Raw genomic sequence first — 24185 nt, 5'->3', positions numbered from 1 at the left:
GCTCAAATCAATTCCTTGAATGAATTAAAATTTGTGTTTCCCTTTAAAAGAATGTATTCTACACTAATAATACAGAATATTAAGAAAAAATATAAAGATTATGGGTGAGGTTATGAAACGTATTCACTATAGCTGGTTTATTCTTTCCATTACATTCTTATCAATTATTGTTGCAGGAATTGTCTTATCATCATCAGGGGTTTTTATAGACCCCTTAGAAAACGAATTTGGCTGGGATCGATCTATTATTGCACTTGCTTTTGCAATTAGTCTTTTTTTATATGGTATATCAGGACCGTTCATGGCAGCATTATTAGAAGTGGTTGGGTTAAAAAAAATGATGCTAGTTTCAATGTCAACTTTGCTGACAGGTATCATGCTTACTTTAATTATGAACCAGTTATGGCAGCTGATCATTATTTGGGGCGTTATTATGGGACTGGGCGCAAGTCTTTTTTTAACGGTAGTAAGCCCCTATGTGGCGAATCATTGGTTTGAGAAAAGAAGAGGTCTTGCAGTAGGAATATTAACGGCAAGTACAGCGACAGGTCAGTTAATTCTGCTTCCTGTCTTAGCGGCTGTAATCGCTAATTATTCGTGGCGCCTAGCGATTGGTTTAATTATGATCCTTAGTTTCATTATGCTTATAATAATCCTTTTATTTATGAAAAACACACCAAAAGATGCTGGTATTCTTCCATATGGACTTGAAGAAGAAATACAAGAGAGAAATAAAGGAGAAAAGGAAAATCCTATTGTTTTAGCCTTCAATGGCTTATTAGAAGCTGTGAAAGTGAAAGAATTTTGGTTATTAGCTGGCAGTTTCTTTATTTGCGGGCTTTCAACGAGCGGTTTAATTGGTACCCATTTTGTTTCTTACTGTATAAGTTTTGGAGTACCTTTAGTTACAGCCGCTTCGTTTCTTTCGTTTATGGGAATTTTTAATCTAGTAGGAACAACCCTATCCGGTTGGCTGTCAGATCGCTTCGATAATCGGTGGCTATTATTTTGGTACTACGGTTTAAGAGGCGCTTCTCTTGTGTTACTTCCTTATGCATTAACTGAAGGTTCGATTACTATGCTTGTTATCTTTACTGTGTTTTATGGATTAGATTGGATTGCAACGGTTCCACCTACTATTAGTATCTCAAGACAAATCTTTGGGACTAATAAAAGTGGAATAATTTACGGCTGGATTTTCGCATCTCATCAGGCAGGTGCTGCAGTAGCTGCATATGGAGGGGGTCTAATCTATAAATTTTTCAACACTTATACTTGGGCGTTCTTCCTGGCAGGAATTTTCTGTTTATTAGCAAGCTCATTTGTCATTATTATTAAAAAACAACATTCAAGTCAACTAACTAAAGAAGGAATAATGAATATATAGCAATTTGAAGAAAGTTACAACTGAGGTATTACTTTACTCTCACAGTACAAGATATGTTATCTGACAAAGTGTTTATAGATTCTGACATGCAGCGTGTATTCAAGAGAATTTATATTTTAGATACAGTTTGAAGTACTAAAGCCAAATTTCTATGTGCTGCAACAAGAAATTTGGCAGTTTTTATTTGGATTCACTTAAATTCTATTCTGCATTTTCCTAACGGTTTCTGTAATTATCTTTTCCTTTCTTCCACCCTTCCCTATATTTTAATAAGAAAATGATAGTAATGAACAGTATGGTTCAGTCTCGGCAAAAAAAGCCAACATTATTGTTGCCCTTAAATTCCCTTCTATTAAATCACACAGGAGCCCGCTCACAGAATCACTTATAGGAAAATTTTGTTACCCAATTAAGTATAGTCAAAGTATAGTAGACATAGATCGATTTTTAAAGTCGTATATTTTAAATAAGGGGTGTTCATGTTGTTTCATTTTTTTTATAAGCCTGATTATAAAATTCCTGCAGAGGGGATTGACCAGATTGATAAAGTTACAATTGGTGGTGTGAAACAGCAAATCCTAATACAGTCTTACAATAAGAACAATCCTGTTATTTTGTTTTTACATGGTGGTCCTTCCATGCCATTGCCTGGTGTATCATCGAGAGGTAAGGACTATACAATTGTTACAAATACGAAAAAATTAGTTCAGCATTATACGGTTGTATTTTGGGATCAAAGAGGAACAGGAAAGTCTTATCATGATGATATTCCAAAGGAAACAATGAATTTTTGGCAATATGTTCATGATGCTGATGAGCTCATAGACTATTTAAGAAGTAAATTTAACCAAGATAAGATTTATCTTGTTGGTCATTCATATGGCTCGCTAATTGGAATTTACTTAGCTCATCAGTGTCCAGAAAAATTACATTCATATGTGGGGATATCTCAGATTATTAGTTGGACAGAAAACGATAAATTATGCTATAAGTGGGCTAAAGATGAGGCTAATAGACGAAATGATGTTAAAGCATTGAAAGAATTGGATTCTATTGGGGAACCACCATATGTGAATAGCTATAAGCAATGGGGTGTATTACGTAAATATCAAATTAAGTATAGCTCAATGATTTACTCAGATAATAAAGTGAAACATCCAGGACTGTTTAAGATTACCCTGGATATGCTAATATCAAAGGATTATCGATTTAAGGATGCTATAAATGCCTTTTATAAAGGACATAAGCTTATTTATACCGATGAATTTATTAAGGATATTCCCACTTATAATGCAAAAAAGGATATTAGGGGGCTAAAAGTACCTGTAACCTTTATTCATGGCCGAAAGGATGTCCATGTTCATGATGAGCTACTATTAGAATACATTCATAGTCTTGAGATGAATCAAAAGCCAAGAGTGATTTGGTCAGAGAAATCATCTCATATTTTTCACCCGGATGATACGGCGTTAATTGAAAAAATCTTAATTGAAGAAATATTAATAGATGTGAAGAAAGAGCTTGCTTAAATATGCCTTTAAGTTTAGGTTAAGAATAATTTTTTTATTTGCAGTTTGGTATTATGATATATTGCTCATGGTATCTAATATGAAACACAACTGCTATTGAACTAGCAACTATTGTTATTTTAATAGCATTATGTGTTAATAACATTCGTCTTGAAGTTTGTTTTCACCACCGCTTTGACTATAATCCTAATTTTATATACAAAGATCATTAAGCATCTGCTTAAATTCTTTTTCAGGTGCGTACTCAGTATCTTTCAAGTCACTTCCATAGTGACTTTCCTTTTTAGCTTGTTGATAAATCTTGTTATCCTTTATTTTAAATTTTCCTTGGCATGCTCCTAAAGGAACATATGTTGTTTCGTAACCTGAGGGCCTTCAAATTTTGATAACATTAAATACTGTATTTCGCTCTCCTGAAGGACAGTAACTCCATTCAACTTAAAATCTAAGGCTCGGTTGCCTGCCCGTTTTCCCTTTTGGAGAATAAATTCCGCCTGTTTCTATTACCTGAATCATTTCATCCTTTTTAACAGAACCTTTTTGTTTCTCTAATACTTTAACTTTTGAAATGGTGAAGGGTACATCACATCACCTTGTACAATAGTTTTGGTTTCAATTACTTCAACTTTCGCTATAATATCTGCATCTTTTTTTAACTCTTTAAGATTTTTATAATTATAATTTAATTCAGCTATCCCTTCTGATTGTATATATTCCTATAATCATAAGCCTATGAAAAATAGATTTTGGAAAAAAGGTTTATTTACGAAAACCGAGGATTTAGGGTCTTGAATTTTTGATATTTAACGCAAGAATGACTTATTTTTGAAGAATATTTTTACGTTATTTAGATGGACAAAATCAAAAAGTTCCCAGTTTCTTTTTTATTTAAAGTCAGGTATTTATAGAAACCCTTAACAACATAGAAAAATTTTATTTTATGTCGGAATTAATAAGGGAAAAATTAAAAAGGATAGATGAGCAGAAAAAAATATGCTTATCTATCCTTTTTTGTACTACTAATGACCTCATTAACTACAATAAAAATATAATGTTGTGGTGCTAACGCACCCGTTACTTTAAGTGCTTCTTTTCAAAAACTAAAAACCTTGGTCACTTGTAATTTCAACGCCATTAGGGTCTACAATAGATGATGAAATGAGGTTTTTTATTACCGCTTGTTTGATTGTAACCACATCTCCAACTTCTGAACTAATGTTATATGCAGAATTACCGAACAAAGGAAAAAGGTCGCTTTCTAATCCTGGTTTTTTTGTTTTTAATTTTAATTCCTGGATTTTTACCTGGTGATTAAAGGAATCTACTGCATCTTCATTGGTTTGAAGTTCAATTCTAAAATTGTATGGTGTTGCAATAAAGGTTCTACGATCCCCTTTATCAACTTCCCAATTCATTTTTGCTGCATTTTCACATATATCACCTTGTTCTTCTTCTGAAACTAAAAAGCCAATATGGTCAAACATAATCTTCTTTCCAAAACCAAAAGTAATATTTACTGCCCCTTTTCTTGCCTCAATAATACGAAAAAGAATCTTTTTTTCACGAAAATCATCCCACGTTAATGGAGGATTAAAGGTTTGAAAATCGCCATTGTATTTTCCTATGCGTTGAGAAATACGGAATCCATTTTCCAAATAAAATCTTTCTGTTTCTTCTACATAAGGGGTCCAAAAATGAAAATGAAAAAGCATAAGGTCTCCTTTTTTAAAAAAATATTTTTATTATCTATTCGATACAAAAAATTAGAATTCCTTGTTGAACTACCCTGCCCATTTAGTTGCATAAGGAAAAAAAGCCACCATTACGGCAGCTGGATATTAAACTCTTGCCCCCATTAGTTTAAGTGTATCTTTTCACATATTTGTAAAGCAGTTTGTCTGAATATCTTTTAAATAGACACAAGAAAAAGAGTTGCAGAAGTTACTCCTTGTCAACTCTTGCTTGTGTTAATTTAGCAATATTAATTCCACTTAACAGACCAACCTAATTTTAAATCTATTATATTTATTTTTTTAAAATTACAGTAAACATCCCTGTCATATTGGGTGAGAAGTCTTTAAATGCATATCTCTCATAAAACGATTCTTTGCCTTGTGATGCAAACAAACCAATAAACGCCTTATCTGGGGCATTAATATTTAAGTATTTAACCAAAAGATTCATTATTTCATTTCCAATACCATTTTTCCGATAATCTGGATGAACCACTATATCTTGGATATAGAAATAAATAGCCCCATCGCCAACAATTCTTCCCATACCCACAATTTGTTCATTATCCTTGACTGTGATGCAGTGAATAGAATTTCTTAGTGATGTTTCCGCTACTTCAAAATTCATATAATTGGTCCATCCCGCAGACTCACACAAATATTTATATTCTTCAATGTGGGAATATTATTTTCAATCTTATATTCTTTCAAAATGTTTCCTTCAATACTTCAAATTTCATAAAGATATATTCACATCATTTTATTTACTCCTCTTCTGTGCTAACCTGCCCCTTTTGTGCAATAAGAAAAACTTCCATTAAACGGCAGCTAGACTCAAGGTAAAGCACCCGTTAGCCACCCATGAATCGCACAGATCAGCGATTCATCACAGAGAATGAAAATAGGCAGGGCAGACTATGCTGTTTTAATGCTGGAGAAGAAGGTCTTTGAACTATGGTGCTTAGAGCCCATCCGTTAGTCTGACTCCAACGACCACGGGTACCACCGACTTTCGCACCCTAATGGGTAGCACTCATGGGAGATTAATCCTTATACTGGTTGTTGCTCCAGCTGGACTCATTTTATTTCAACGAGAAGGGCCTGAATTCAAGACATGTACCGCCAATTTTTTATCTAACTATCACGAGGCCCAGCCTCTTTTTAAAAATTGGTTTTTCTGGGTCTATTTTTATATGCCTTTTTTCAGTTTTTATTTTCATGGGAGTGAAATAATACTTTTCACTTCCTTTGAATATTTCCACATAAATGTTAACCAATGTCCCATATTCCGACAAAACCTTCTATATAATACAATCAGGATGTATGTTATACTCGTTATGCACAATATAAATAATGTTGGGAACTAAAGACTTTGCTTAGTCACCTCCCCCATTGAGGAAGGGAAGCTACGACGTTATGTCCTTAGACCATATGAGAACAATGTTAAATACCTTAAAACAGTATTCCAACTGTGAAATTTCATTAACTTTTAATGACAACAACCAACAGCCGTTATTGTTGGTTTGTTACAAAAATTTATTTGAAGTAATAAATGCCCAGACACTTGTTGTTGACACATTTGAAACTATAGAATCTACAATCACAGCCATTGACAATGCAATAGAAATTAAATTACAAATAAACCTCTGATTATTAGAGGTTTTTTATTTTCACAATTTTTAACTATTCCTATCTATGTAACCATATGTTGTTGAACTAACGCACCCTTTAGTTGAAGAAGAAAAAGCCTTACTCCTTATTGAAGTAAAGCACCCGTTACTTCAATAAAAAACTTATTCATTAAGTGTTATTCCTTCAACATCACATCTTATTTTGTAAAAGTCCACAATCAATGGATGTGTTTTTTCGGTAAAATCTTTTTTTCTAATCTTCTTTTACTAACCTTCTATCCAACATTGAATATGCCTTAATAATTATATTCTCTGAATTCATCGCCTCATCAATAGACAATGAACCATAGCCCATTAAGGGTCCATAAAGATGATAACTTTCAAAGATGTTTTGATTTATCATGATTTCTTCAGCATCATCTGATGCCTTTATTAGTTCCTGTCGTTCTTCAGAGTTAAACATTACACCCCAATCTGCGTTACGTTTAACTTATTATCATAGGATTTTAATACCCAAGTTTCGTCATAAGGATTTTCTGGTACTTTCCATTGGACACCGAACCTATAATCCCTTGCATCTATCGTTACTTCAACTGAAAGTATATTATCTCCGTGTAATATGAAATGTCACATCTCCATTTCGCCTGACACTTCCATTAACGGTTTAACATATATATCCATTTTCCTATTGAACTAATCTGCTCCATTAGCACAATAAGAAAAAGCCGTCTCATGACGGCTCTTACTCCAGAGAACGAACCTGCAGTGAAGAAGGATAACAATATATAACGGAATATAGTTGATATCCTATTCAAATACTTACGAAGCTATCCTTTAACACCAATTCACGTACTGCCTGCTGTAAAGTTCCAAATATCTGTATTAGGGATAAATCGGCTCCGAGCTGAACAACACTTTGGGCAATTTCGGGTCTTAGTCCCGTTACAATAGAACGAACACCAAGCAAACCAAGAACGGCACTAGTTTCAAATAAACATTGGATTACCATTGCGTCAAGTTCATAGATGCCTGAAAAATCGCTAATCAAAGTATGGACATTCTGTTCCTGTACCTTTAAAGGCACATGTTCTAAAATATAATTCGCTCTTTCAGAATTGATAGAACCTACTAGGGGTAACACAGCGACCCCTTCCGATATAGGGACGACTGGAGCTGATAGTGTGTTAATTTCTTTGGACACTTTTTCGAGTGTTCTTTCGATTTCTTTACGCTTTGTTATATCTCTGACGACAGATTGAATCGCTTTTTTATCCTCATACAAAACAGGAGTACAATTTGTTTCTATATCAACTATTGAACCATCAAACCGTCTTAATTGTTTTTCAATACTTCCAGTTGGTTTATTTTCATCAAGAATCGATTTTGCGTGCCTTACTGTCAGCTCTCTATACTCCTCGGGTACGATATCCAATACAGATTTACCTATAACTTCCTCACGGGAAGCGGCCCGTAAAAAGTCTACTCCTGCAGGGTTTATATACTTAAATTTCCCATCTTGTTGAATAACAATTGCCTCCGTGGACGATTCAACGATTTGACGATACAATTTTTCATCCGTATTATTTTCCATGAAAATCCATCACTCCTTACCAAAATCTATAAGTTTTCAACTAAGAACAGTATACAATAAGTGAATAATTATTGTATTTTACGCCCCTTATCTGTGCTTAAGATTAAAAATCCTTCTTCAGCTAACCTCCCCCTATAGTTAACAAGAAAACAATAGTAATGAACAGTATGGTCCGAATGCGACATAAAAAAGCCAACATATACTGTTGACTCCGACATTTAAACTTAATTCTACAAGAAAGCACTACCACACAAAAAACCACTAACGCCATTATTATTGTGCCACATACTTGATACCATCTAGGAAGTTTACTTAACCAGTAACCCAGGATTTCTAACATGGTATTTATTATAGCTAATAGTGCAGTTCCCATAGTAAATACAGGATTATTAAAACCGAAAAAATAAACCAAACCTACAGAAATCCAAAGTGCAGTTAACATATAACGATATGTTGAAAGCTGTTTTGGCAAAGTGTCAATTCCGAAAATACGTTTTTTATTCACTGAAAAAAACATAGAAATACCTGTACCTAGTTGAATTATACTCAATAGAAATAATCCCCATTGTTCTGTTCTCCTATCCCATCCATCGTTAACTTAAAAAAAACTGTAACAAATTATTTCCAATTAGTTCTTGGTGATTATTAAATTCTCTTGTTAAACTAACCTTCCTTTATTTATTCTACGATAATGTAAATGAACAGTTGATCATTATATCCCACGCTTACCTTAATTTTCTTTCTTCTGTAAATCCTAATCATTTTCTTCTTAAACTAATGCTGCCCTTTTAGCAACTAAGAAAGGGGCCACCTAATGAACGCTGATCCTTCATTAGTTCAAGAATTCAGTATCAAAAGCTAATTTTCAATTCTACCTAGTATGGTTTCAATCCTTTGATTTTCTTCGGTCTTGTCTATGTATTCAAATAAACCAATACGATTTCCCCAAGGGTCAGAAAAGGTACCCCACTTCGCTGGAACTTCTTGTCGAGAAAAAATCTCAAAGTCTTCAACATTTAATTTTCGAATTAACCTATACTTTTCTGTTTCTAAATCTTTGACCCCAAGACGAAGAGGACCACTTCCTACAGACGGTACTCCTTGAGCTACTTGTAACCAACATCCAGGTATAAGCTCCCATTCCATAAACCCCACGTGCGGCATAAAATCAGGTGTCTTTTTTAAAAGTGTTTTATACCATTTGTGACCTTCAACTATATCAGTAACTCGAACCTGATAAGTCATTTCAAAAAACATAGCAATATTCCTCCCCAGAAATGCTTCCTAAATATTTGTTCTATAAACAATAATTTTCCCCTTCTTAACTCACCTTCCCCTTTAATCTATTAAAAAATGCTGCAATTGCAGCACTGGAGTAATTTCTTTATTGTACTTATTTTCTTAATTTAAATAGCCGTGTAATCAGAGATTTCTCTGAATTAATTAAGCTTTTTATTTGCCATGTTAAAAAAACCTACTTTATTAGCTGTAAATATTTAACTAACTCACCGGTTAGCCACCCATGCTGAGCAAAATAAGCGCTGCACACAGAGAATGAAAAAGGAATATGCAGTCTATTCAGTCTTAAGGCAAAGAAGGTCTTTGAACTATTGTCCCTTTATCCATACCCGGCCTTAGAGGGTGGGAAGTTTAATTAGAGTATCTCTCGAAAGGTTTTTGCATGTGAATCCAGTTGGTCAGCGGCAAGGCCTATTTCTGAAAATTCTTTTTGTACTTCCTCTATAAGTGTTTTACTGTTCAATACTCCAGTTTGCGACCTTTGAATAACCTCACCAATTTTTTTTATTTCAGCTTTAATTCCCTCAATTCGAGAGTTGACTTCCTGAATGGATTCTTGAGCACGGGTGGCCAGCTTCCTTACCTCACTTGCAACAACATTAAATCCCTTGCCATGTTCTCCCGCACGAGCCGCTTCGATAGCAGCATTTAGAGCCAAAAGGTTGGTTTGCGTTGCAATTTCCCGTATTGTCTTTGCAATATCATCTATTGAAAGAGCTTTTTTTTCTAAAGAACCCAGTATTTCTATATTTTCTTTAGAGTCTGCTACTAGTTTTTCTGAAGAGCTAGAGACTTCTTTATTCTTTTTAGTTCCTTGGTTAGCACGATCAAGTAATTCCCCGGCCATTCTTTGTAATTCAGCTGCAACATTAATTGTATTATTTTCCCGTAAAGTAATATCGGTTGCTATTTTTACAACAGCCAGTATCCTGCCTGTTTCTTCTAACACTGGTGTATAAGTTGCTTCCAACCAAATAATTCGTCCCGATTTTGTAACACGCTGTATCTTTTCCTGAAAACTGACACCACTTCTAAGGTTTTTCCAGAGTTCTAAATATTCCTTGCTATTCGAATACTCCTTAGTACAAAATTGTTTATGCATTATCCCCGGCAATTCCGAAACACTATAGCCCATTGTCTTCGCAAAATTTTCATTAGCCCAAAGTACTTTTCCATTTGGATCGAATTCAATCATTGCAACTGAATCTTCTATAGCAGCCAGTACAGATTCTTTGTCCAAAACCTGTGTAGTTATAGGTATCTTTGTAAAATTAGATGCAATAGGCATGAATAACCTCTTTCTAATATATTCTTTAAAAAATAGGACATTATACCCAAATTGTACAGCAATAATACTTATTTTACAAATAATTTAACTATTAACACTATTTAAATAATTAGTAATTTATTACACACAAATAGTCGATATAAAAAAGGCACCATAAGACTATTGGACCCATGTTTGTTGTTCTTAAAAACACATTTGATTAACTTCATTTTACTTGTGGAAGATTTCCTATAAAACCGCAATATCTGACTTAATTTCACCTTTTTTTCCGTTATCATATATTAAATTCATCTACTAAATGAATTAAAAACGCTTTGATTTAAGCATAGTATCTACTAACTCCGAACTTCTTGTCGTGTACCCCATGTGAAAAATCCTCCCAATGCCACCAAAAGAGCAATAATTAAAAGAAACATAGTGACACCATACGCATATCCAGTTTTAAAATAGCTTAATAGTGTTACTCCAGGATACATAAAGACATTAAGACATAAAGAACAAATTCTTCGGTCAAATATTATACTCAAAAATGTCACCAATACTACCAGTCCCGAAACAACAGAGATCATGCAATTTAGAGTAACTGTTCCATTAAAAAGTACTGATACTAGTTCCCTTCCATTTTACTTAGGACCCATCAACCACCTCCAAAGAAGTATGGCAAAAAGAACGAGAGATTTAACGCTCGTTAGGATCAAGGGTCAATATGGTCGAAATTCAAATTTATTGGATGGAAAGATGTGGATAGATCGAATATCTGAAAGAATTGAAGTGGATACCGTTGAAATCTGGCGGATCATTAATCTAATTGATGATGTCCCTCATCCTATCCATATTCATTTGGTGGACTTTCAAATTCTTGAACGTCAGCCATTTGATGTTTCTCAATATCAAAAAACCGGAAACCTTATTTTTACGGGGCCTCCTACTCCTCCTAAACCTTATGAAACAGGATTTAAAGATACAGTTCGGACCCCCTTTGGTTACGTCACATCCATTATTGCCCGTTTTGGACCCTTCGCCGGGCGTTATGTGTGGCATTGTCATATGCTAGAACATGAAGATCATGAAATGATGCGTCCTTTTGAGATTTATAAACCATCAAACTTGTGAAAATCGGAAGGGAAAAAGATAACATTGTTATCGTTTCGGCTAGATTTTCACCTATGTTCCCCTAGTTGAGTATCTTATTGTTGAAACACTATAATTAAACGGAGGGAACCACTTGGGATACTTTGTTACAGTGGAACATGGTGTAAGAATATACGTAGAGGATGTAAACCCGGCGAGAAGTAAAACCATTCTATTTATTCACGGTTGGCGGATCGTCCTAATATGTTGCGGAAACTAACGGACACTTTCTTCTTCCAATATATTACTGTGCCATTTTCTGACTGGTTCTTTCAGATATGCTTACAAGCTGCGGGTTGGTCGACTGCTGCAGTCATGATGTCATTGAGAGATGAAAATGTGTATAATGATCTTGGCAAAATATTAGTTCCTACGCTAATTATTCACGGCATCCATGATAAAGTTGTTCCTTTTAAAAATGCACAAGAAACAAACAAATTAATAAGAAATTCACAGCTCGTCCCATTTTCAATACAGCGGCCATGCTCCTTTCTATGAAGAACGTGACAAATTCAACCAGCTACTAATACAATTTATTGGATGATAGTTCAATTTACCGCTCATATCATGTGCGGTCTTTTCTTTGGTCAAAATCAACAATGAATGAAAACAGAGCCTTCCCTATTAGTTCAATAAGAAAGAGTAGCATAAGCAGTAAGATGATCTTCAACTAAAGCCTTGTTAGTTAAAGAAGAAGAGAGTCGCTTTCTCAATAATCGCGCTCTTTAATGGAATAACTCAATTAATTCTTATGTTCATTTTTTCAAAATTTTATAAATCAACTGTACTTATAGGGTTGATTGTATCCTTTAAGAACTACTCCGTTAGTATTTCTCAATTATTATCGTTATATTTTCTTCGCTAATTGCTACGTTTTCTTTTTTATAAACATTCTTAATAGAATCTTCAACTATTTGTTGAATCATCGTATCATCACCTTTTACATCCTTCGGGAAACTTACTGATGCATCAAAAATTCCATTAACGGGACTACCACCTAACATTATTGCTATTGACTCACTATCAATTTCCGTTTGTTCTGTAATAGCTACTAGAATAGTGATCATAATCATTTCCTTATTCCACAATCGGGCGCCATCGTATACTCTAATTTTCTAATACACTAGCGTTAGTTTGTGTAAGACGGATTTTTACTTAACATATCTTTTTACTAAAACGAATCTACGATTATTCTAATTTTATTTTACCGATTAGCCACAAAACAAGACAGGAAAAGAAATTCTTCCCCTATCCTGTTTGAAGGGTTGCTGTTAGAAAATTGACTTTTGCGGGATTCCTGTCTTTTTTCGCGGGATTATTCCATATTCTCACGGAATTAACGCATCTTTTCACGGGATTAATGCTCATTCTCGCGGGATTTCAGTTAAGACATGGAATCTTCACTGTTGGGATGTTGACTTTTGCGGGATTCCTGTCTTTTTTCACGGGATTAATCCATATTCTCACTGAATTAATGCATCTTTTCACGGGATTAATGCTCATTCTAACGGATTCCAGTGAAAACAGGGAGTCTCCCTTTACCAAAACTTGATATTATACAGTGAATCTAGCGATAAAGAACCAGAACCAGTCAATGCGATTCCTAATGCGACTGCGATTAATACTACGTTATATTCAATGCCGCCTTTATCAGCAAACAGGCCATTTTTGCCGTGTACTGTTTTAATAGCTACAATCATCGGAACAATGATTAATAGGGCAGCCAATGGCGTAAGGAATCCCAGCAAGAACAGTATTCCTCCAATGAATTCACCTAATCCGGCAAATAGGGCCATAGGTTTACCGGGTTTTATCCCGATTTGCTCGAAGAATGCACCTGTTCCTGCAGGTCCACCCCCTCCAAACCATCCAAATGCTTTCTGAGCTCCGTGTGCAGCAAAGTATAGACCAATGATAACTCGAATAATTAAAATACAAAATTATGCCATTTTATAATACCTCCTAAATAATGTGTATAGTTGCTATAACAACTTTATGAAGACATTTTATTTAAATCAAAATAGTTATGTATGCAACTATTTTCAAAAAAATATTCGCCCCTTATCTGTTTATATAAACTCGATTTAATAGACAAGTACTGCATCCTTATTGCCGGTTATATATCTAAGCAATTAGGACGCAGTTAGTTATTGCTGTTTTTTAGACTGTGTTTACCATAAACAGACTTCGCCAGGCCCCGGTACAATAGTTTCTTATGTCCAATAGTTCGACTCTCTCCAAAATATGTAACAAGTTCTAGTGATTTCTTTCAACTAGCATAAGGTGATGCTTCGAGAGCACCAGATCTATTATTACGGCAATTTTTTCTTTAGGCAGATACACGAATGTATCACTTTGCGTGTGTCCACCCCCATACATGATGAGTTGATACCAGCAGGGTCATTCTCATCAAGATCCTTAACGAATTCGAAATTTAGTGATTCTACTGTCAATAGAACATTGTCTTCTCCTTTTGTTTTTTTACGTTTTACTTGCATCATCGAATATACTAATCATTTAATCCCTTTCCATTAAGAATTTGCTGAATACATTTTTCAACCCTTGACTCACGAGTTCTGGATTGTTTGGGTGCAGAAAAATAAAGAATGTATGCTCTTTGCCGTCCCGGTGTCAATGCTTCAAAAGCAGTTTTCAAGGCAGGGATGTCGTCGAGCTTATTTTGAAATTCTTCAGGAATTATAAATTCTGCCGTCTTCTTCAAATTCACTTCCAAACCGGCTTTTTCAACTTCAATGGCTTCATAAATATAGGCTTTCAAGATGTTTTCCATTTCAACTATTTCTTGAACATTGGTGAACCGAATCTGGCGCGCCGCCTGTACATTCTCCGTTTGTTGTATTAGAATCCCATGGGCATCCTGTAACAAGGCACCTTTGTGAAACAGAAGCGCACAGTATTCTTTAAATCCATGTATTAAAACTATGTTCTTTTTCTCAAACGTGTAACAAGGATGCATCCACTTAAATTCTTCGGTCAGCTCACAGTCAAGAACGATATTTCTCAACTTCTCATATTCTTCCTTCCACTTTTTAGCATTAATTAAAAATTCATCAACCTTGTGATTCCTTCTACTATTTGTCATAAAGAACACCCCACATAAATTTTTCAATCAGCTGACAGTCAAGAATCTTCATTCTCAATTCTCTCCAATTCTTTCATTACTTTTTGATTTCACTTGAATATTCATTTACCTTTAATCTTTTTCATGACCCACTTGGCAAGCCTGCTTGAATCGGTCAATTCAGACCAAACCGAAACTCATTCTTCTTCCTACATGCGGTTTCTTCTTCTTCAACGCCCCAATGCGATTTTAATACTGATACTATCCTTAATCCAATCATGCCCTCCTCTTTTTTTTGACGTAAGCAGTTCTTCTTAAGTACAGCCTTTTGCAAGTTTAGAGGAAAGTTATTTTCATGGCAGTTGAACAAGTACCTTTTAACTCGTTGAAAAGGGAACAAATTATTTTTAATAACTCTTCACACCGAACTAAATTTAAGTGCATAACATGCCTATAAGTTTATTTTTATATAAAAGAGGTGAAGAAAAATTTATGGTTTCATATCTGGATTATACATCTCCATCGACTCAATACACTTTTGACGTAAATAAAAGCTCCTTATTCAAAAAAGATAACCAAAACTATATTAATGTATTAGGTATAAAACAGTTGAATACACTTGAAAATGTCTCTCTGCTAGATATTTTCCTTAGTACAAATAATGTTGTGGAACCTCACTATCACCAAAATGCAGCCGAACTCGTCTATTGTATTTCTGGTTCTGTGACTGTTTCGATGCTGAATCCCTTTACAAAACAAATACTCAATTACTCGATCACACCCGGACAAGTGGTAAATGTTCCTCATGGTTGGTGGCATTATGAATTAGCTAATGTTGATAACACTCATCTTTTGGCGATTTTTAATGCACCAACTCCAGAAGTGATTTTAGGTTCTGATATTCTAAAATTTACTCCTGCAAATATCATGTCACATACCTATTGTCTTGATGAAAATCAATGGAAACAAGCAATTGCACCTGTTAAACCCTCAACATATATAGGTCCATACAAGGATTGCGACAGAGTAAAGGAAAATATATCACATCAAAATATAAATCAACAATATCAGCAACCACAATATATTCAACAATACCCACAGACTCCATACGTACATCAGTATCGGCAATATTAGGGTTAAAAAATGTATACAAAATACAACAATTGGCATGGAAAATCCATGTCTTTTTTGTTTTTAATTTCCTTCAAAAAAGACATATAATGAAATGGCATTCACTCAGCTTGTTAAACTTTAAGAAAGCCATTTAATTGAAGAAGATCAGCCTCTGCAAATAGGTTCAAGGACAATATAAATTTATTTTATTAGTAATTCACTATTGAGCAGCCATTCAAACAATTTACCGTGTCCATCTGTTTCTGCAATTTTTTTTTATGTTCCGTCCCATCTTAATAATAATCAAGATGTAATATTATTTACATGCAATAAAACAACGGCATTCTGTATTGTCGTTGTTTTATTATGCATAAAGTATTAAAAATAAAAGGAAAAAGAATATCTCCACAGAAAAAAGTAATCGTTTGAACAGTTCCTAAGAGCACTTATTAAAAACCGAATTGATTTTATAAGTGATAATAGAAAACTATTTCAAATCTTTGCAAAAGAAATAATGTATAGTGAGGAGTTTAAACAAGAACTCAAACCTATAGTTTCTGAGATGATAATTCATCATTTCATAAAAGTTATTGAAACATTTAAAGAGCGTGGGGATTTAATTGATAAACCTACTCCCATTCTTCTTAGAATGTTATTAACTTTCCTTTATGGCTATTTTTCTTCACGTTTCGTGTTAATAACTGACAACTTTGTAATGGATGAAGAAGCAGAACTAGATGAAATTGTACGTTTTATAATGGATGGCTTAAGAAAACCTGTATAAACATTTAAACGTTTTAAATTTTCATTAAATGGAGGCTTTAAACACATGAATATTTTTAAAAATAAACTGGTGTTATTATCACCGATAATTGCATTGGCAGTCATATTTATTTTTTCACTAACACTTTTTCCATCGGTCCAACCACAACCGAAAAATTTACCTATCGCTATTGTTAACGAAGACCAAGGAGTGCAAATTCCTAATCAGCCAAAAATGAATATGGGTCAAACAATCGTTGTGATGATACAAAAAAATTCAAAAACAACTACAGATAAAGACCATGCTGTTAAATGGGTTGAGGTAAAAAGCACAGAAGAAGTACAAAAAGGATTAGATAATCAAGAATATTACGCAGCATTAGTAATTCCGAACGATTTCAGTGCAAAGCAGGCTTCTTTACGAACTCAAACACCTTCCTCGCCTGAAGTTGAAATATTTATTAATCAAGGTATGAATACGATGGCTTCAACAATGGCAGGACAAATGTTGAACGGAGTAGTGGACAATATGAACAACAATGTTCGCACTCAACTACTAGATGGAATTGAAAAGCAAGGAGCAACATTAACAGCAAAGCAAGCTGCAAGTCTAGCAACCCCTATTACAAAAAAGGTCACTAATGTTAATGAAATTGGCACAAATAGTGCAAACGGTAATGCTCCTGTTTCCTTATTCCAGCCACTATGGATGGCAAGTCTGGTGGGTGCCGCTATTATTTTTGCCGCTGTTAGTAAATTATCGATTGCTAATCGCAAAGAGAACTTTGTCGCAAAGATAATTCAAGTTCTAATGGGAGCAATTGTTGCTCTCATCGCTGGATTTGGGTTAACTTGGCTGGCAGATGGAATGCTAGGATTACACATTCCAGAATTCACAGATACAGCGTTATTTTTATCAATTACTTCCTTTAGCTTTTTCCTAATGATATTAGCTGTACTTTCACTATTAGGGCTTAAAGGTATGCCTATTTTTATCTTAATGCTATTCTTCGGTGGACCATTACTTGCAATGGCTCCGGAATTGATGTCTTCATTTTATCGAGATTGGGTATATTCTTGGTTGCCAATGCGATTTATGGTAGAGGGATTACGTGAATTGTTCTTCTTTGGAAAAGGTTTAACTTGGAGTTCGTCTTTATCTACCCTTGTTTGGATTGGATTAGTGAGCATTGTACTAATACTGGTTTCTACCTTAAAGCTTAAATCGACACATGAACAACAATCTCAACCAAATTTAGAAAGCTAATAAATACTGAAGCAGCTTTTGTGGCTGCTTTTTTGTTTTTCCAGGATTTCACGGCGTATGCTATATAATGTGCTAAAAGCAGTGTGTTTTCGATTGCCAAATCCACTGCTTTTATAGATGTTTTTATACGTGTTTTTATACCTGCGGGTACTCCAAACGAGGACGGCTTAGATAAAAACAATTACCTTTTTTATTATAACTCCCCCTTTTGGCATGAAAATTATTTATTTACAAACTATACCATTTAAACCGGTAATTGTAAGTTGACTTAGTGAAATAACCTGCTTCTTTAGTGAATAAAGAAAAAGTGCTTGATTGAGGCAGCTGGATCTTAATTCGGTACCTTTCTTATAAACATTGGAAAAGTTGCCATAATAGGTGCCTTCATAATCTGAATACTTTGTGACATACCCTATTTCTTTATCGATTTCTGTTACAAATTCTTCATCATTAATAACAAAAACTTATATGCCCAGTTAGCTAAAGTATTGTTCGGATATAAAATTGAACTTAATATAGCAACAAAAAAGATAAAGTTAAGGCACATTTTTTACGTTCATATCCCCCCTTAGACCTTATATTATCATCATTAGGAAATTGGATATTTTATTTGGTTCTTGTTGAACTAAACTCGCTAGTTCAAAAGAAAAAGCCGCCTGAAATGGCAGCTGGATGTAAAGTAAAGCACTATAGTTTACGAAGAAAACTTTACTAATTAAAAAACTCCATATGTAATTTTTCCTGTTTATAATACTCTAATCTATTTTTCAATGTACCGGTATGAAATTCGAATTTATGACCATCTGGGTCTGTAAAGTAAATTGATTTTTCGTCTTTTTCATGCCTTGGACGTCCTGGAAGGATGTTAACATTCAATTCCATAAGTTTCTTGTACATTTTTTCAAAGTCTGCTACATCTATTGTAAAAGCTATATGTGTGTATGAATGGCTTATTTCTGTACGGGGAATATCTTTTTCTACATTCAGGGCAAGCCACATTCCATTCAAATCAAAATAGGCAGTATTTCTCCCCTTTACTAACAATTTGGCATCTAACACATTTTGATAAAACTCAATAGAATTCTCTAAATTAGAAACTGAAAATAAAAAATGATTCAAACCTTTTATAGACACTATATCACCTCAATATTTGATTTTAATCGCGACTCATTGCGGAATAATTTATCCTAAACAAGAACCATTAGTTCTGTGACTAATAAACCATAAGGTTGCGGAGAGATTAAAACAACACCCCTTTTATATTTTACTCTACTGAGTACTGGAGGCTCGAATGTTTTTTTACTCCATATTGCGAATTTACCGAATCAAATGGAAACCCCGGCAGTCCGAGAGGACCACCGGGGCTTGTAATTTATCATTTAAGCTCTGTTAAACTTGCTTGTTGATTTCCGCTATAGGGGCGATCCGGGAGTCTCCTCGGCGTTATACGCTGCGGGGGTCCCCCTTGATTCGCTTCTCCCGCTGGACATTGAATTGACTGCCTTGAACAAACACCGCACGAAGGAAATGCGGAGCATTTCCGAGCAGTCTCGCGCCTTCCACTCCAATAAATAAAAGCGAAAGCGCCCTGGTCAGAGGAAGAACGGCTAAAGTCGCCAGTGTTGTAACTAAATTCGTGTTCCAACCTTCGTCCTGTGGCGACATCGGCACTAGCACGTCCTCACAAAGCTAACGCTTTGTTTCGTGCGATGTATCGCTGCCGTAGCGTTCCTTGTTCTTTGCGTCGGGGCTGGGCGCTGCAGCTTTACATCAACATCATGCCAAAAACAACTTGAACTTTAACATAGCCATTATTTAAATAGATTGCAGGTTAGTCATTATCACGCTGTTTGGCACGGGCATTGCCGCCCTTTTCACCGATTTCACGATAGAAATCTTTATCATGGTTTTCAGAAGTTGCTTCTCCGCCTTTGCGGCCAATCTCCTGGTAGAATTCCTTATCATGATTATCAGAAGTAGCCTCTCCGCCTTTACGGCCGATTTCCTGATAGAATTCCTCACCATGGTTTTCGGCGGTTGTTTCCCCGCCCTTTTTCCCGATTTCCTGATAGAATTCTTTGTCATGATTCTCAGAAGTTGCTTCTCCGCCTTTGCGGCCGATTTCCTGGTAAAACTCTTTGTCATGATTTTTTGAAGTTGCTTCTCCACCCATACGTCCTGCTTCTTCTCGAGACATTTTTCCATCATTGTTCTTTGCCATGAAAATCACTCCTTCTGTTATTTTTTGGGGTGTACACTTGTGTTAAATAGCCTACTTTTGAACTTTTGAAACTAGTTTTAAAGAAATAATTTTCTTTTTATCAAAATGTAATCTTTTAGTAATAGTAAGGGTAATTTTACCCAGATTCTCAGCTTACTGAAACAGCCATGATTAAATTTTTCCTGTGTTCTGTGCCGTCCCAAGCTCATTTGTAAACTTTTACAGCTTTTATTTCCTGCTTCCGCGGTTAATCTGCCTTCTAAGCGGGAAAAGGACTAAAACATTACTTGTAAGCTATAGGAGCTGATGCGAATGATAAAGCGATGGCTGAGGATTGGAAAGAAAGTGGGAAAGGAGCTTAAAGATGACAGGGCTACTGGGCTGGCGGCAGAGCAGGCTTACTACTATATGCTAGCTCTATTTCCCATCTTAATTTTGCTGCTTTCGATTGTTCCATATTTGAATATTGACCTGCAAAAAGTGATAGGCTTCATTAATAGCTATTTGCCATCTGACACGGCTTCCCTTGTGGAGGATACGGTCGTGGATATAGTAAGTGAGCGGAACGGCGGCTTGCTCACCTTTGGTATTCTGGGCACTATCTGGTCTGCCTCAAATGGCATGAACGCTTTTATACGGGCCATGAATTTCGCCTTTGATGTGGAAGAGACCAGATCCTTCATTAAAACACGCCTTCTTTCAATCGGGTTAACACTAGGAATGATAGTTGCATTTCTTGTGGCTTTGGTTCTTCCCGTCTTTGGCGATGTAATAATTGATCTCATTAGAAAAATATTATTCCTTCCGGACAGCATGGAAATTTTATTCCGTGTGCTGCGGTGGGCGATTTCCATATCGGTAATGGTTATAGTGTTAGCTCTTTTATACCGTCTGGCTCCCAATAAACATTTTCCGTTCAAACATGTTATTCCGGGAGCCCTTATCGCTACATTGGTATGGCAGCTGATTTCACTTGGTTTTTCTTTCTATGTGAGTCACTTTGGAAATTACGCCTCCACATACGGCAGTCTCGGCGGCGTCATTGTCCTTATGCTATGGCTGTATTTAACAGGACTGGCCCTTGTGCTTGGAGGGGAAATCAATGCTGTTTACCATCGGGAGAATACGCCGCCTTCCCAGAGCGGAAAAAGAAGTTCGGACAGAGGCTCTGCGCTTACCACATAATTATATAACCGCATAATTGTAACAGTGAAAACTGCACCTCAATGGTTAGAGACAGCTTACCATTGGAGGTGCAGTTTTTTGGGTGAATAGTCAAATGACGTTAAAAAATATTTATAAAGATGAAAATAAGCTCCTGTATACAGAACTCCAATCGGATTATAATTACCTCATCGGACAAGTCTCTGTATAAAGAGAGCCCTGCTATATCAGATAAATTGCTCCTACCGTTCAAAAACATCCTTTACAACCGCTTTGCCGCCTTGAACCATTATTCTTCCTTTTGCGATTACAGTATCAATATCCAAAGTCTCCTTTTCAACAATAACTATATCTCCATAGTGGTCTTCCTTTATGTATCCTTTTCTTTTAAGCCCCAATATTTCCGCAGGGTTTGAGGTGATTACGCGAATTGCTGTTTCAATTGGAATCTGTTCATCCAGGATTGCATCCTTCACTTCCCGATATAATGACGCTGGCTTGCCGACTTTAAAGCCTATTTGTTTTAGATTGTCGTCAAAAACCGGCAATGAGATTTGGCCGTCTGACGTAAAAGTTATCTGCTCAATGGAAACATCGCGTTCAAGCATTTCCTTTAAGGCTTTTGAGCATTTCACTTCTTTTTGTCTTGACTTTGGATCCGTACAAGTAGTGAAATCAACAAACCCGCCCTTTTTAGCATACTCAACTCCCGCTTCAAACAAATCCCTTGTCCGATTAATATGTGTACAATGAAATTGGCTAATGCTCACATTGGTTGTGGAAACAACCTCTTCGAGCACCGATAGTCTGTCCGGCCCCTCACCGACATGCACATTCACAATTCCTTTTTTTCCGCATGCTTTACCTGAAATCATGGCCAGTGAAGCAATACGGGCAATTTCCCTTGCTGTGGGCTGGGAAGATCGGGCATCCGCAATAGCCACTTCGCCAACACCGATAATTTTGTCAATAAGAATGATATCATTCTCTATTTTTCCCGTAAGAGTTTTAACAGGGATCTGGTAGGATCCTGTATGTATATACGTACTAATCCCTTCATTCTCAAGTGAAAAGGCCTTGGCAAGCAGTGTTTCCATTGTTCTTGTTGTGCCGTCCGTGCCAATTACACCCACTACGGCTGTAATTCCAGCAGTTGTAGCATCTGTCATCCGAAGCTCCGGAGTCCTTGTATGGTACCCCTCTTCTCCTCCAGCACCAATTATGTGAATATGGGAATCTATGAAGCCTGGAAAGACAAGCTTCCCCTCGGCGTCAATAACTGTAGTCTCGACAGCTGGCGTCTCTATGGTATCCATTATATAGCCAATTTTATCCCCAGTTATTAGGATGTCCTTTTTCCCGATAAAATCAGGGCCGTATACCAATCCATTTTTAATAAGAGTGAGCATTCATAAACCGCCTTTTCATTAAAGTACATGCAATGAAAAAACCCTGCCAGAAAACAATAAATGACAAGGCTTTTCTTTTAAGATTTTCAGCTACCTTCTGCTTCTGCTTTTCCTCTTATATAAGAAATAAGCACCTACTATAAGGACAATGATGATAAGGGGCAAGAATGACAGGAACGTCTGTGATAAAGAGAAATCCATTATCAACCCTCCAGATATGTTTTAGGTTTTATACTCACCTTTTACATTTAATACCCTTCAGGCGTCTCTTTAATCAATTCGGAGTCCAAATGCGATTTCAGCAGGTACTTCACAAACCTGTCATCCCGGACTAGCGATGAAGCATAATTCCTTTTCACAAATTTTTCTGCTTCAGCAAAGGAATCGAACTGTTCTGGATGATGGCTATGATTGATATGCAAATTCCAGTAGTCTTTTTCTTTAAAAATAAAGAAAAAGTCATCATTTGAATTCATAAATAAACTTCCTGAAGGGTTATCCTTAAGATTGTATCTGTTTCTGTGGGCGTCCTGCTGAATAGGTTCTGAATGAAACGTTTGTTCAACAAATTGAAGATAGGCCTCTAATGTAAGATTGCACCCGGCAGCCTTTTGATGGCCGCCTCCATCATAGTCTGCAGCTATGGCTGAAACATCCACATTATCATGAATAGTCCTTAAGCTCATTCGTTTGCGGCCAACCATCACGATGGAAATGTAATCGAGATATGGGAACTCCTTTGATAGTTCATTTCCAAGTTCCGAATGATATGATTCGGCATGGACAATTCCAACAAAATAGCCATTGATTTGCGCCTGGTAAACCTCTCGTTTTTTTCTGCGTATGTATCGCTCTACTCGCTCTTCTTCTATTTCCAAAAGCTTCGTTTCCAGTTCATCAAAGGCAAACTCATTTGCTTCAGCAAGTTTCCGAAGCATTTTTTCTTCAAAATCCTCAATTGAAAACATGAAAAAAAGATCATTAAGCCTCTTTGCTTGTATATTATTAAGCTTGTCCCATTCCCATGTATCATATTGTCGGACCAGCTCGACAAATTGGTCCATTGCAGGTGCCGGCTCAAGGTAACCGTTTTCCTGCAAGTACCCATAGAGCAGCGATGTTGCTGAAGCCGGACTCCCATCAGCATGTGTAATATCCACCCTTGCCCACGGATGACGGTTAAAATGCTCTGCAGACTTATGGTGGTCAATGAGAATTGCATTTCCTCCGGAATGTACAAATTCCTCTATTTTTTTCTCATTTTCTTCATTAACGGATAAGTCTGTGATCAGCAGTTCAACATTGGTATTATTTTTATCAAGAAAAATTGCAGTTTGATGATTAATACTGTCAATAGAGTTATAGCTGACATCCACTTCTTTTCCAAAAGCTGCTTTTGCAAGAATGCCGCAGCCCACTCCATCAAGGTCATTATGCGTTAACAGTCGTAACATAAACACCCTCCTTACCCCATTTATCATGCCCATGGGCGGGCGTATTATTAATGTAACAGGCAAGAAAGACGCAGGTGTTTTCGTCAGACCAAAAACGGTATTAACACAATAATAATTATTTAAA

The 24185-nt window shown here is 35.9% G+C and carries 21 protein-coding genes and 4 pseudogenes; 9 read left to right on the top strand and 16 right to left on the bottom strand.

The features are described 5' to 3' along the window. Positions 1–112: 112 nt before the first annotated feature. Together CVD28_RS10215 and CVD28_RS10210 are read left to right on the top strand one after the other, a co-directional pair. The gene (locus CVD28_RS10215; protein WP_101592257.1) at positions 113–1387 is read left to right on the top strand and encodes an MFS transporter; all 1275 of its coding nucleotides are present in this window, start codon (positions 113–115) and stop codon (positions 1385–1387) included. A gap of 482 nt (positions 1388–1869) precedes the next feature. Then, positions 1870–2916: an alpha/beta hydrolase gene (locus CVD28_RS10210; protein WP_257985821.1), complete on the top strand. Its 1047-nt coding sequence runs from the start codon at positions 1870–1872 to the stop codon at positions 2914–2916. A 1100-nt stretch (positions 2917–4016) separates the two neighbouring features. On the opposite strand, the gene CVD28_RS10205 is transcribed toward CVD28_RS10210, so the two are convergent. From CVD28_RS10205 to CVD28_RS10175, 6 genes and pseudogenes are all read right to left on the bottom strand, one after another. Next, the gene (locus tag CVD28_RS10205) at positions 4017–4628 is read right to left on the bottom strand and encodes a hypothetical protein (RefSeq protein ID WP_101592255.1); all 612 of its coding nucleotides are present in this window, start codon (positions 4626–4628) and stop codon (positions 4017–4019) included. A gap of 313 nt (positions 4629–4941) precedes the next feature. Further along, positions 4942–5360, bottom strand: a pseudogene (locus tag CVD28_RS10200) (GNAT family N-acetyltransferase). Positions 5361–6533: 1173 nt separating this feature from the next. Then, the gene (locus tag CVD28_RS10190; protein WP_101592253.1) at positions 6534–6743 is read right to left on the bottom strand and encodes a hypothetical protein; all 210 of its coding nucleotides are present in this window, start codon (positions 6741–6743) and stop codon (positions 6534–6536) included. A 348-nt stretch (positions 6744–7091) separates the two neighbouring features. After that, positions 7092–7871 carry a PAS domain S-box protein gene (locus CVD28_RS10185; protein ID WP_101592252.1) on the bottom strand — a complete coding sequence of 260 codons (780 nt, stop codon included), beginning with the start codon at positions 7869–7871 and terminating at the stop codon, positions 7092–7094. 121 nt (positions 7872–7992) lie between these two features. Then, complete coding sequence (locus CVD28_RS10180) at positions 7993–8421, bottom strand: hypothetical protein (RefSeq protein ID WP_101592251.1); 429 nt, start codon at positions 8419–8421, stop codon at positions 7993–7995. 308 nt (positions 8422–8729) lie between these two features. Further along, a complete protein-coding gene (locus tag CVD28_RS10175; protein WP_101592250.1) occupies positions 8730–9128 on the bottom strand; it encodes a VOC family protein in 399 nt (132 codons plus the stop codon). Positions 9129–9262: 134 nt separating this feature from the next. On the opposite strand from CVD28_RS10175, the pseudogene CVD28_RS29270 reads away from it, so the two are divergent. Next, positions 9263–9400 (top strand): annotated as a pseudogene (locus CVD28_RS29270) (hypothetical protein); the annotation flags it as partial. Positions 9401–9525: 125 nt separating this feature from the next. On the opposite strand, the gene CVD28_RS29265 reads toward CVD28_RS29270, so the two are convergent. After that, positions 9526–10017 (bottom strand): methyl-accepting chemotaxis protein, encoded by a 492-nt coding sequence (locus CVD28_RS29265; protein WP_257985828.1) that lies wholly within the window; start codon positions 10015–10017, stop codon positions 9526–9528. Between the two features lie 45 nt (positions 10018–10062). Beyond that, positions 10063–10458, bottom strand: a pseudogene (locus CVD28_RS29260) (PAS domain-containing protein); the annotation flags it as partial. A 567-nt stretch (positions 10459–11025) separates the two neighbouring features. Between CVD28_RS29260 and CVD28_RS10165 the strand changes: the two are divergent. Then, positions 11026–11571: a multicopper oxidase domain-containing protein gene (locus tag CVD28_RS10165; RefSeq protein WP_308315073.1), complete on the top strand. Its 546-nt coding sequence runs from the start codon at positions 11026–11028 to the stop codon at positions 11569–11571. 204 nt (positions 11572–11775) lie between these two features. Continuing rightward, a pseudogene (locus tag CVD28_RS28485) lies at positions 11776–12133 on the top strand (alpha/beta fold hydrolase); the annotation flags it as partial. Between the two features lie 280 nt (positions 12134–12413). Here the strand turns inward: CVD28_RS28485 and CVD28_RS10155 are convergent. From CVD28_RS10155 to CVD28_RS10145, 3 genes are all read right to left on the bottom strand, one after another. Beyond that, a complete protein-coding gene (locus CVD28_RS10155) occupies positions 12414–12656 on the bottom strand; it encodes a hypothetical protein (protein WP_101592248.1) in 243 nt (80 codons plus the stop codon). Between the two features lie 471 nt (positions 12657–13127). Further along, positions 13128–13523, bottom strand: coding sequence for a DoxX family protein (locus tag CVD28_RS10150; protein ID WP_101592247.1), 396 nt, complete (start codon positions 13521–13523; stop codon positions 13128–13130). Between the two features lie 575 nt (positions 13524–14098). Then, a complete protein-coding gene (locus tag CVD28_RS10145) occupies positions 14099–14692 on the bottom strand; it encodes a YdeI/OmpD-associated family protein (RefSeq protein WP_101592246.1) in 594 nt (197 codons plus the stop codon). 471 nt (positions 14693–15163) lie between these two features. Here CVD28_RS10145 and CVD28_RS10135 point away from each other — a divergent pair, with 471 nt between their 5' ends. The 3 genes from CVD28_RS10135 to CVD28_RS10125 all read left to right on the top strand — a co-directional run bounded on the left by CVD28_RS10135 (position 15164) and on the right by CVD28_RS10125 (position 17813). Beyond that, the gene (locus CVD28_RS10135; protein ID WP_101592244.1) at positions 15164–15805 is read left to right on the top strand and encodes a cupin domain-containing protein; all 642 of its coding nucleotides are present in this window, start codon (positions 15164–15166) and stop codon (positions 15803–15805) included. A gap of 493 nt (positions 15806–16298) precedes the next feature. Beyond that, on the top strand, positions 16299–16568 hold the full coding sequence (locus tag CVD28_RS10130) for a hypothetical protein (RefSeq protein WP_142384756.1): 270 nt from the start codon (positions 16299–16301) through the stop codon (positions 16566–16568). Between the two features lie 51 nt (positions 16569–16619). Then, positions 16620–17813 carry a YhgE/Pip domain-containing protein gene (locus tag CVD28_RS10125; protein WP_101592338.1) on the top strand — a complete coding sequence of 398 codons (1194 nt, stop codon included), beginning with the start codon at positions 16620–16622 and terminating at the stop codon, positions 17811–17813. 711 nt (positions 17814–18524) lie between these two features. Here the strand turns inward: CVD28_RS10125 and fosM are convergent. The 3 genes from fosM to gsiB form a co-directional block, all read right to left on the bottom strand. Next, positions 18525–18947 (bottom strand): FosM family fosfomycin resistance protein, encoded by a 423-nt coding sequence (gene fosM / locus CVD28_RS10115; protein WP_101592241.1) that lies wholly within the window; start codon positions 18945–18947, stop codon positions 18525–18527. Between the two features lie 309 nt (positions 18948–19256). Beyond that, positions 19257–19484, bottom strand: a complete 228-nt coding sequence (locus CVD28_RS10110) for a hypothetical protein (protein WP_101592240.1) — start codon at positions 19482–19484, stop codon at positions 19257–19259. 160 nt (positions 19485–19644) lie between these two features. Beyond that, positions 19645–20034, bottom strand: coding sequence for a glucose starvation-inducible protein GsiB (gene gsiB / locus CVD28_RS10105; protein ID WP_101592239.1), 390 nt, complete (start codon positions 20032–20034; stop codon positions 19645–19647). Between the two features lie 315 nt (positions 20035–20349). On the opposite strand from gsiB, the gene CVD28_RS10100 reads away from it, so the two are divergent. Next, positions 20350–21219, top strand: a complete 870-nt coding sequence (locus CVD28_RS10100; RefSeq protein WP_101592337.1) for a YihY/virulence factor BrkB family protein — start codon at positions 20350–20352, stop codon at positions 21217–21219. Positions 21220–21440: 221 nt separating this feature from the next. Here the strand turns inward: CVD28_RS10100 and iadA are convergent, their stop codons facing one another. Both iadA and CVD28_RS10090 read right to left on the bottom strand, forming a co-directional pair. Next, positions 21441–22607, bottom strand: a complete 1167-nt coding sequence (gene iadA, locus CVD28_RS10095; RefSeq protein WP_101592238.1) for a beta-aspartyl-peptidase — start codon at positions 22605–22607, stop codon at positions 21441–21443. Positions 22608–22855: 248 nt separating this feature from the next. Further along, on the bottom strand, positions 22856–24061 hold the full coding sequence (locus tag CVD28_RS10090) for a DHH family phosphoesterase (protein WP_101592237.1): 1206 nt from the start codon (positions 24059–24061) through the stop codon (positions 22856–22858). Positions 24062–24185: the final 124 nt, after the last annotated feature.

The organism is Bacillus sp. M6-12 (assembly GCF_002860285.1).
Taxonomy (GTDB): Bacteria; Bacillota; Bacilli; order Bacillales; family DSM-1321; genus Peribacillus.
The sequence above is the reverse complement of the archived record's forward strand: the minus strand, read 5'-3'. Positions and strand labels throughout refer to the sequence as shown.

What these genes read in the sequence shown, in the direction of transcription:
- CVD28_RS10215 (WP_101592257.1), top strand. Translation starts at nt 113, where the DNA reads ATGAAACGTATTCACTATAGCTGGTTTATTCTTTCCATTACATTCTTA.
- CVD28_RS10205 (WP_101592255.1), bottom strand. Translation starts at nt 4,628, where the DNA reads ATGCTTTTTCATTTTCATTTTTGGACCCCTTATGTAGAAGAAACAGAA.
- CVD28_RS10190 (WP_101592253.1), bottom strand. Translation starts at nt 6,743, where the DNA reads ATGTTTAACTCTGAAGAACGACAGGAACTAATAAAGGCATCAGATGAT.
- CVD28_RS10185 (WP_101592252.1), bottom strand. Translation starts at nt 7,871, where the DNA reads ATGGAAAATAATACGGATGAAAAATTGTATCGTCAAATCGTTGAATCG.
- CVD28_RS10175 (WP_101592250.1), bottom strand. Translation starts at nt 9,128, where the DNA reads ATGTTTTTTGAAATGACTTATCAGGTTCGAGTTACTGATATAGTTGAA.
- CVD28_RS29265 (WP_257985828.1), bottom strand. Translation starts at nt 10,017, where the DNA reads ATGGCCGGGGAATTACTTGATCGTGCTAACCAAGGAACTAAAAAGAAT.
- CVD28_RS10165 (WP_308315073.1), top strand. Translation starts at nt 11,026, where the DNA reads ATGCAATTTAGAGTAACTGTTCCATTAAAAAGTACTGATACTAGTTCC.
- CVD28_RS10155 (WP_101592248.1), bottom strand. Translation starts at nt 12,656, where the DNA reads ATGATCACTATTCTAGTAGCTATTACAGAACAAACGGAAATTGATAGT.
- CVD28_RS10145 (WP_101592246.1), bottom strand. Translation starts at nt 14,692, where the DNA reads ATGACAAATAGTAGAAGGAATCACAAGGTTGATGAATTTTTAATTAAT.
- CVD28_RS10135 (WP_101592244.1), top strand. Translation starts at nt 15,164, where the DNA reads ATGGTTTCATATCTGGATTATACATCTCCATCGACTCAATACACTTTT.
- CVD28_RS10130 (WP_142384756.1), top strand. Translation starts at nt 16,299, where the DNA reads ATGTATAGTGAGGAGTTTAAACAAGAACTCAAACCTATAGTTTCTGAG.
- gsiB (WP_101592239.1), bottom strand. Translation starts at nt 20,034, where the DNA reads ATGGCAAAGAACAATGATGGAAAAATGTCTCGAGAAGAAGCAGGACGT.
- iadA (WP_101592238.1), bottom strand. Translation starts at nt 22,607, where the DNA reads ATGCTCACTCTTATTAAAAATGGATTGGTATACGGCCCTGATTTTATC.
- CVD28_RS10090 (WP_101592237.1), bottom strand. Translation starts at nt 24,061, where the DNA reads ATGTTACGACTGTTAACGCATAATGACCTTGATGGAGTGGGCTGCGGC.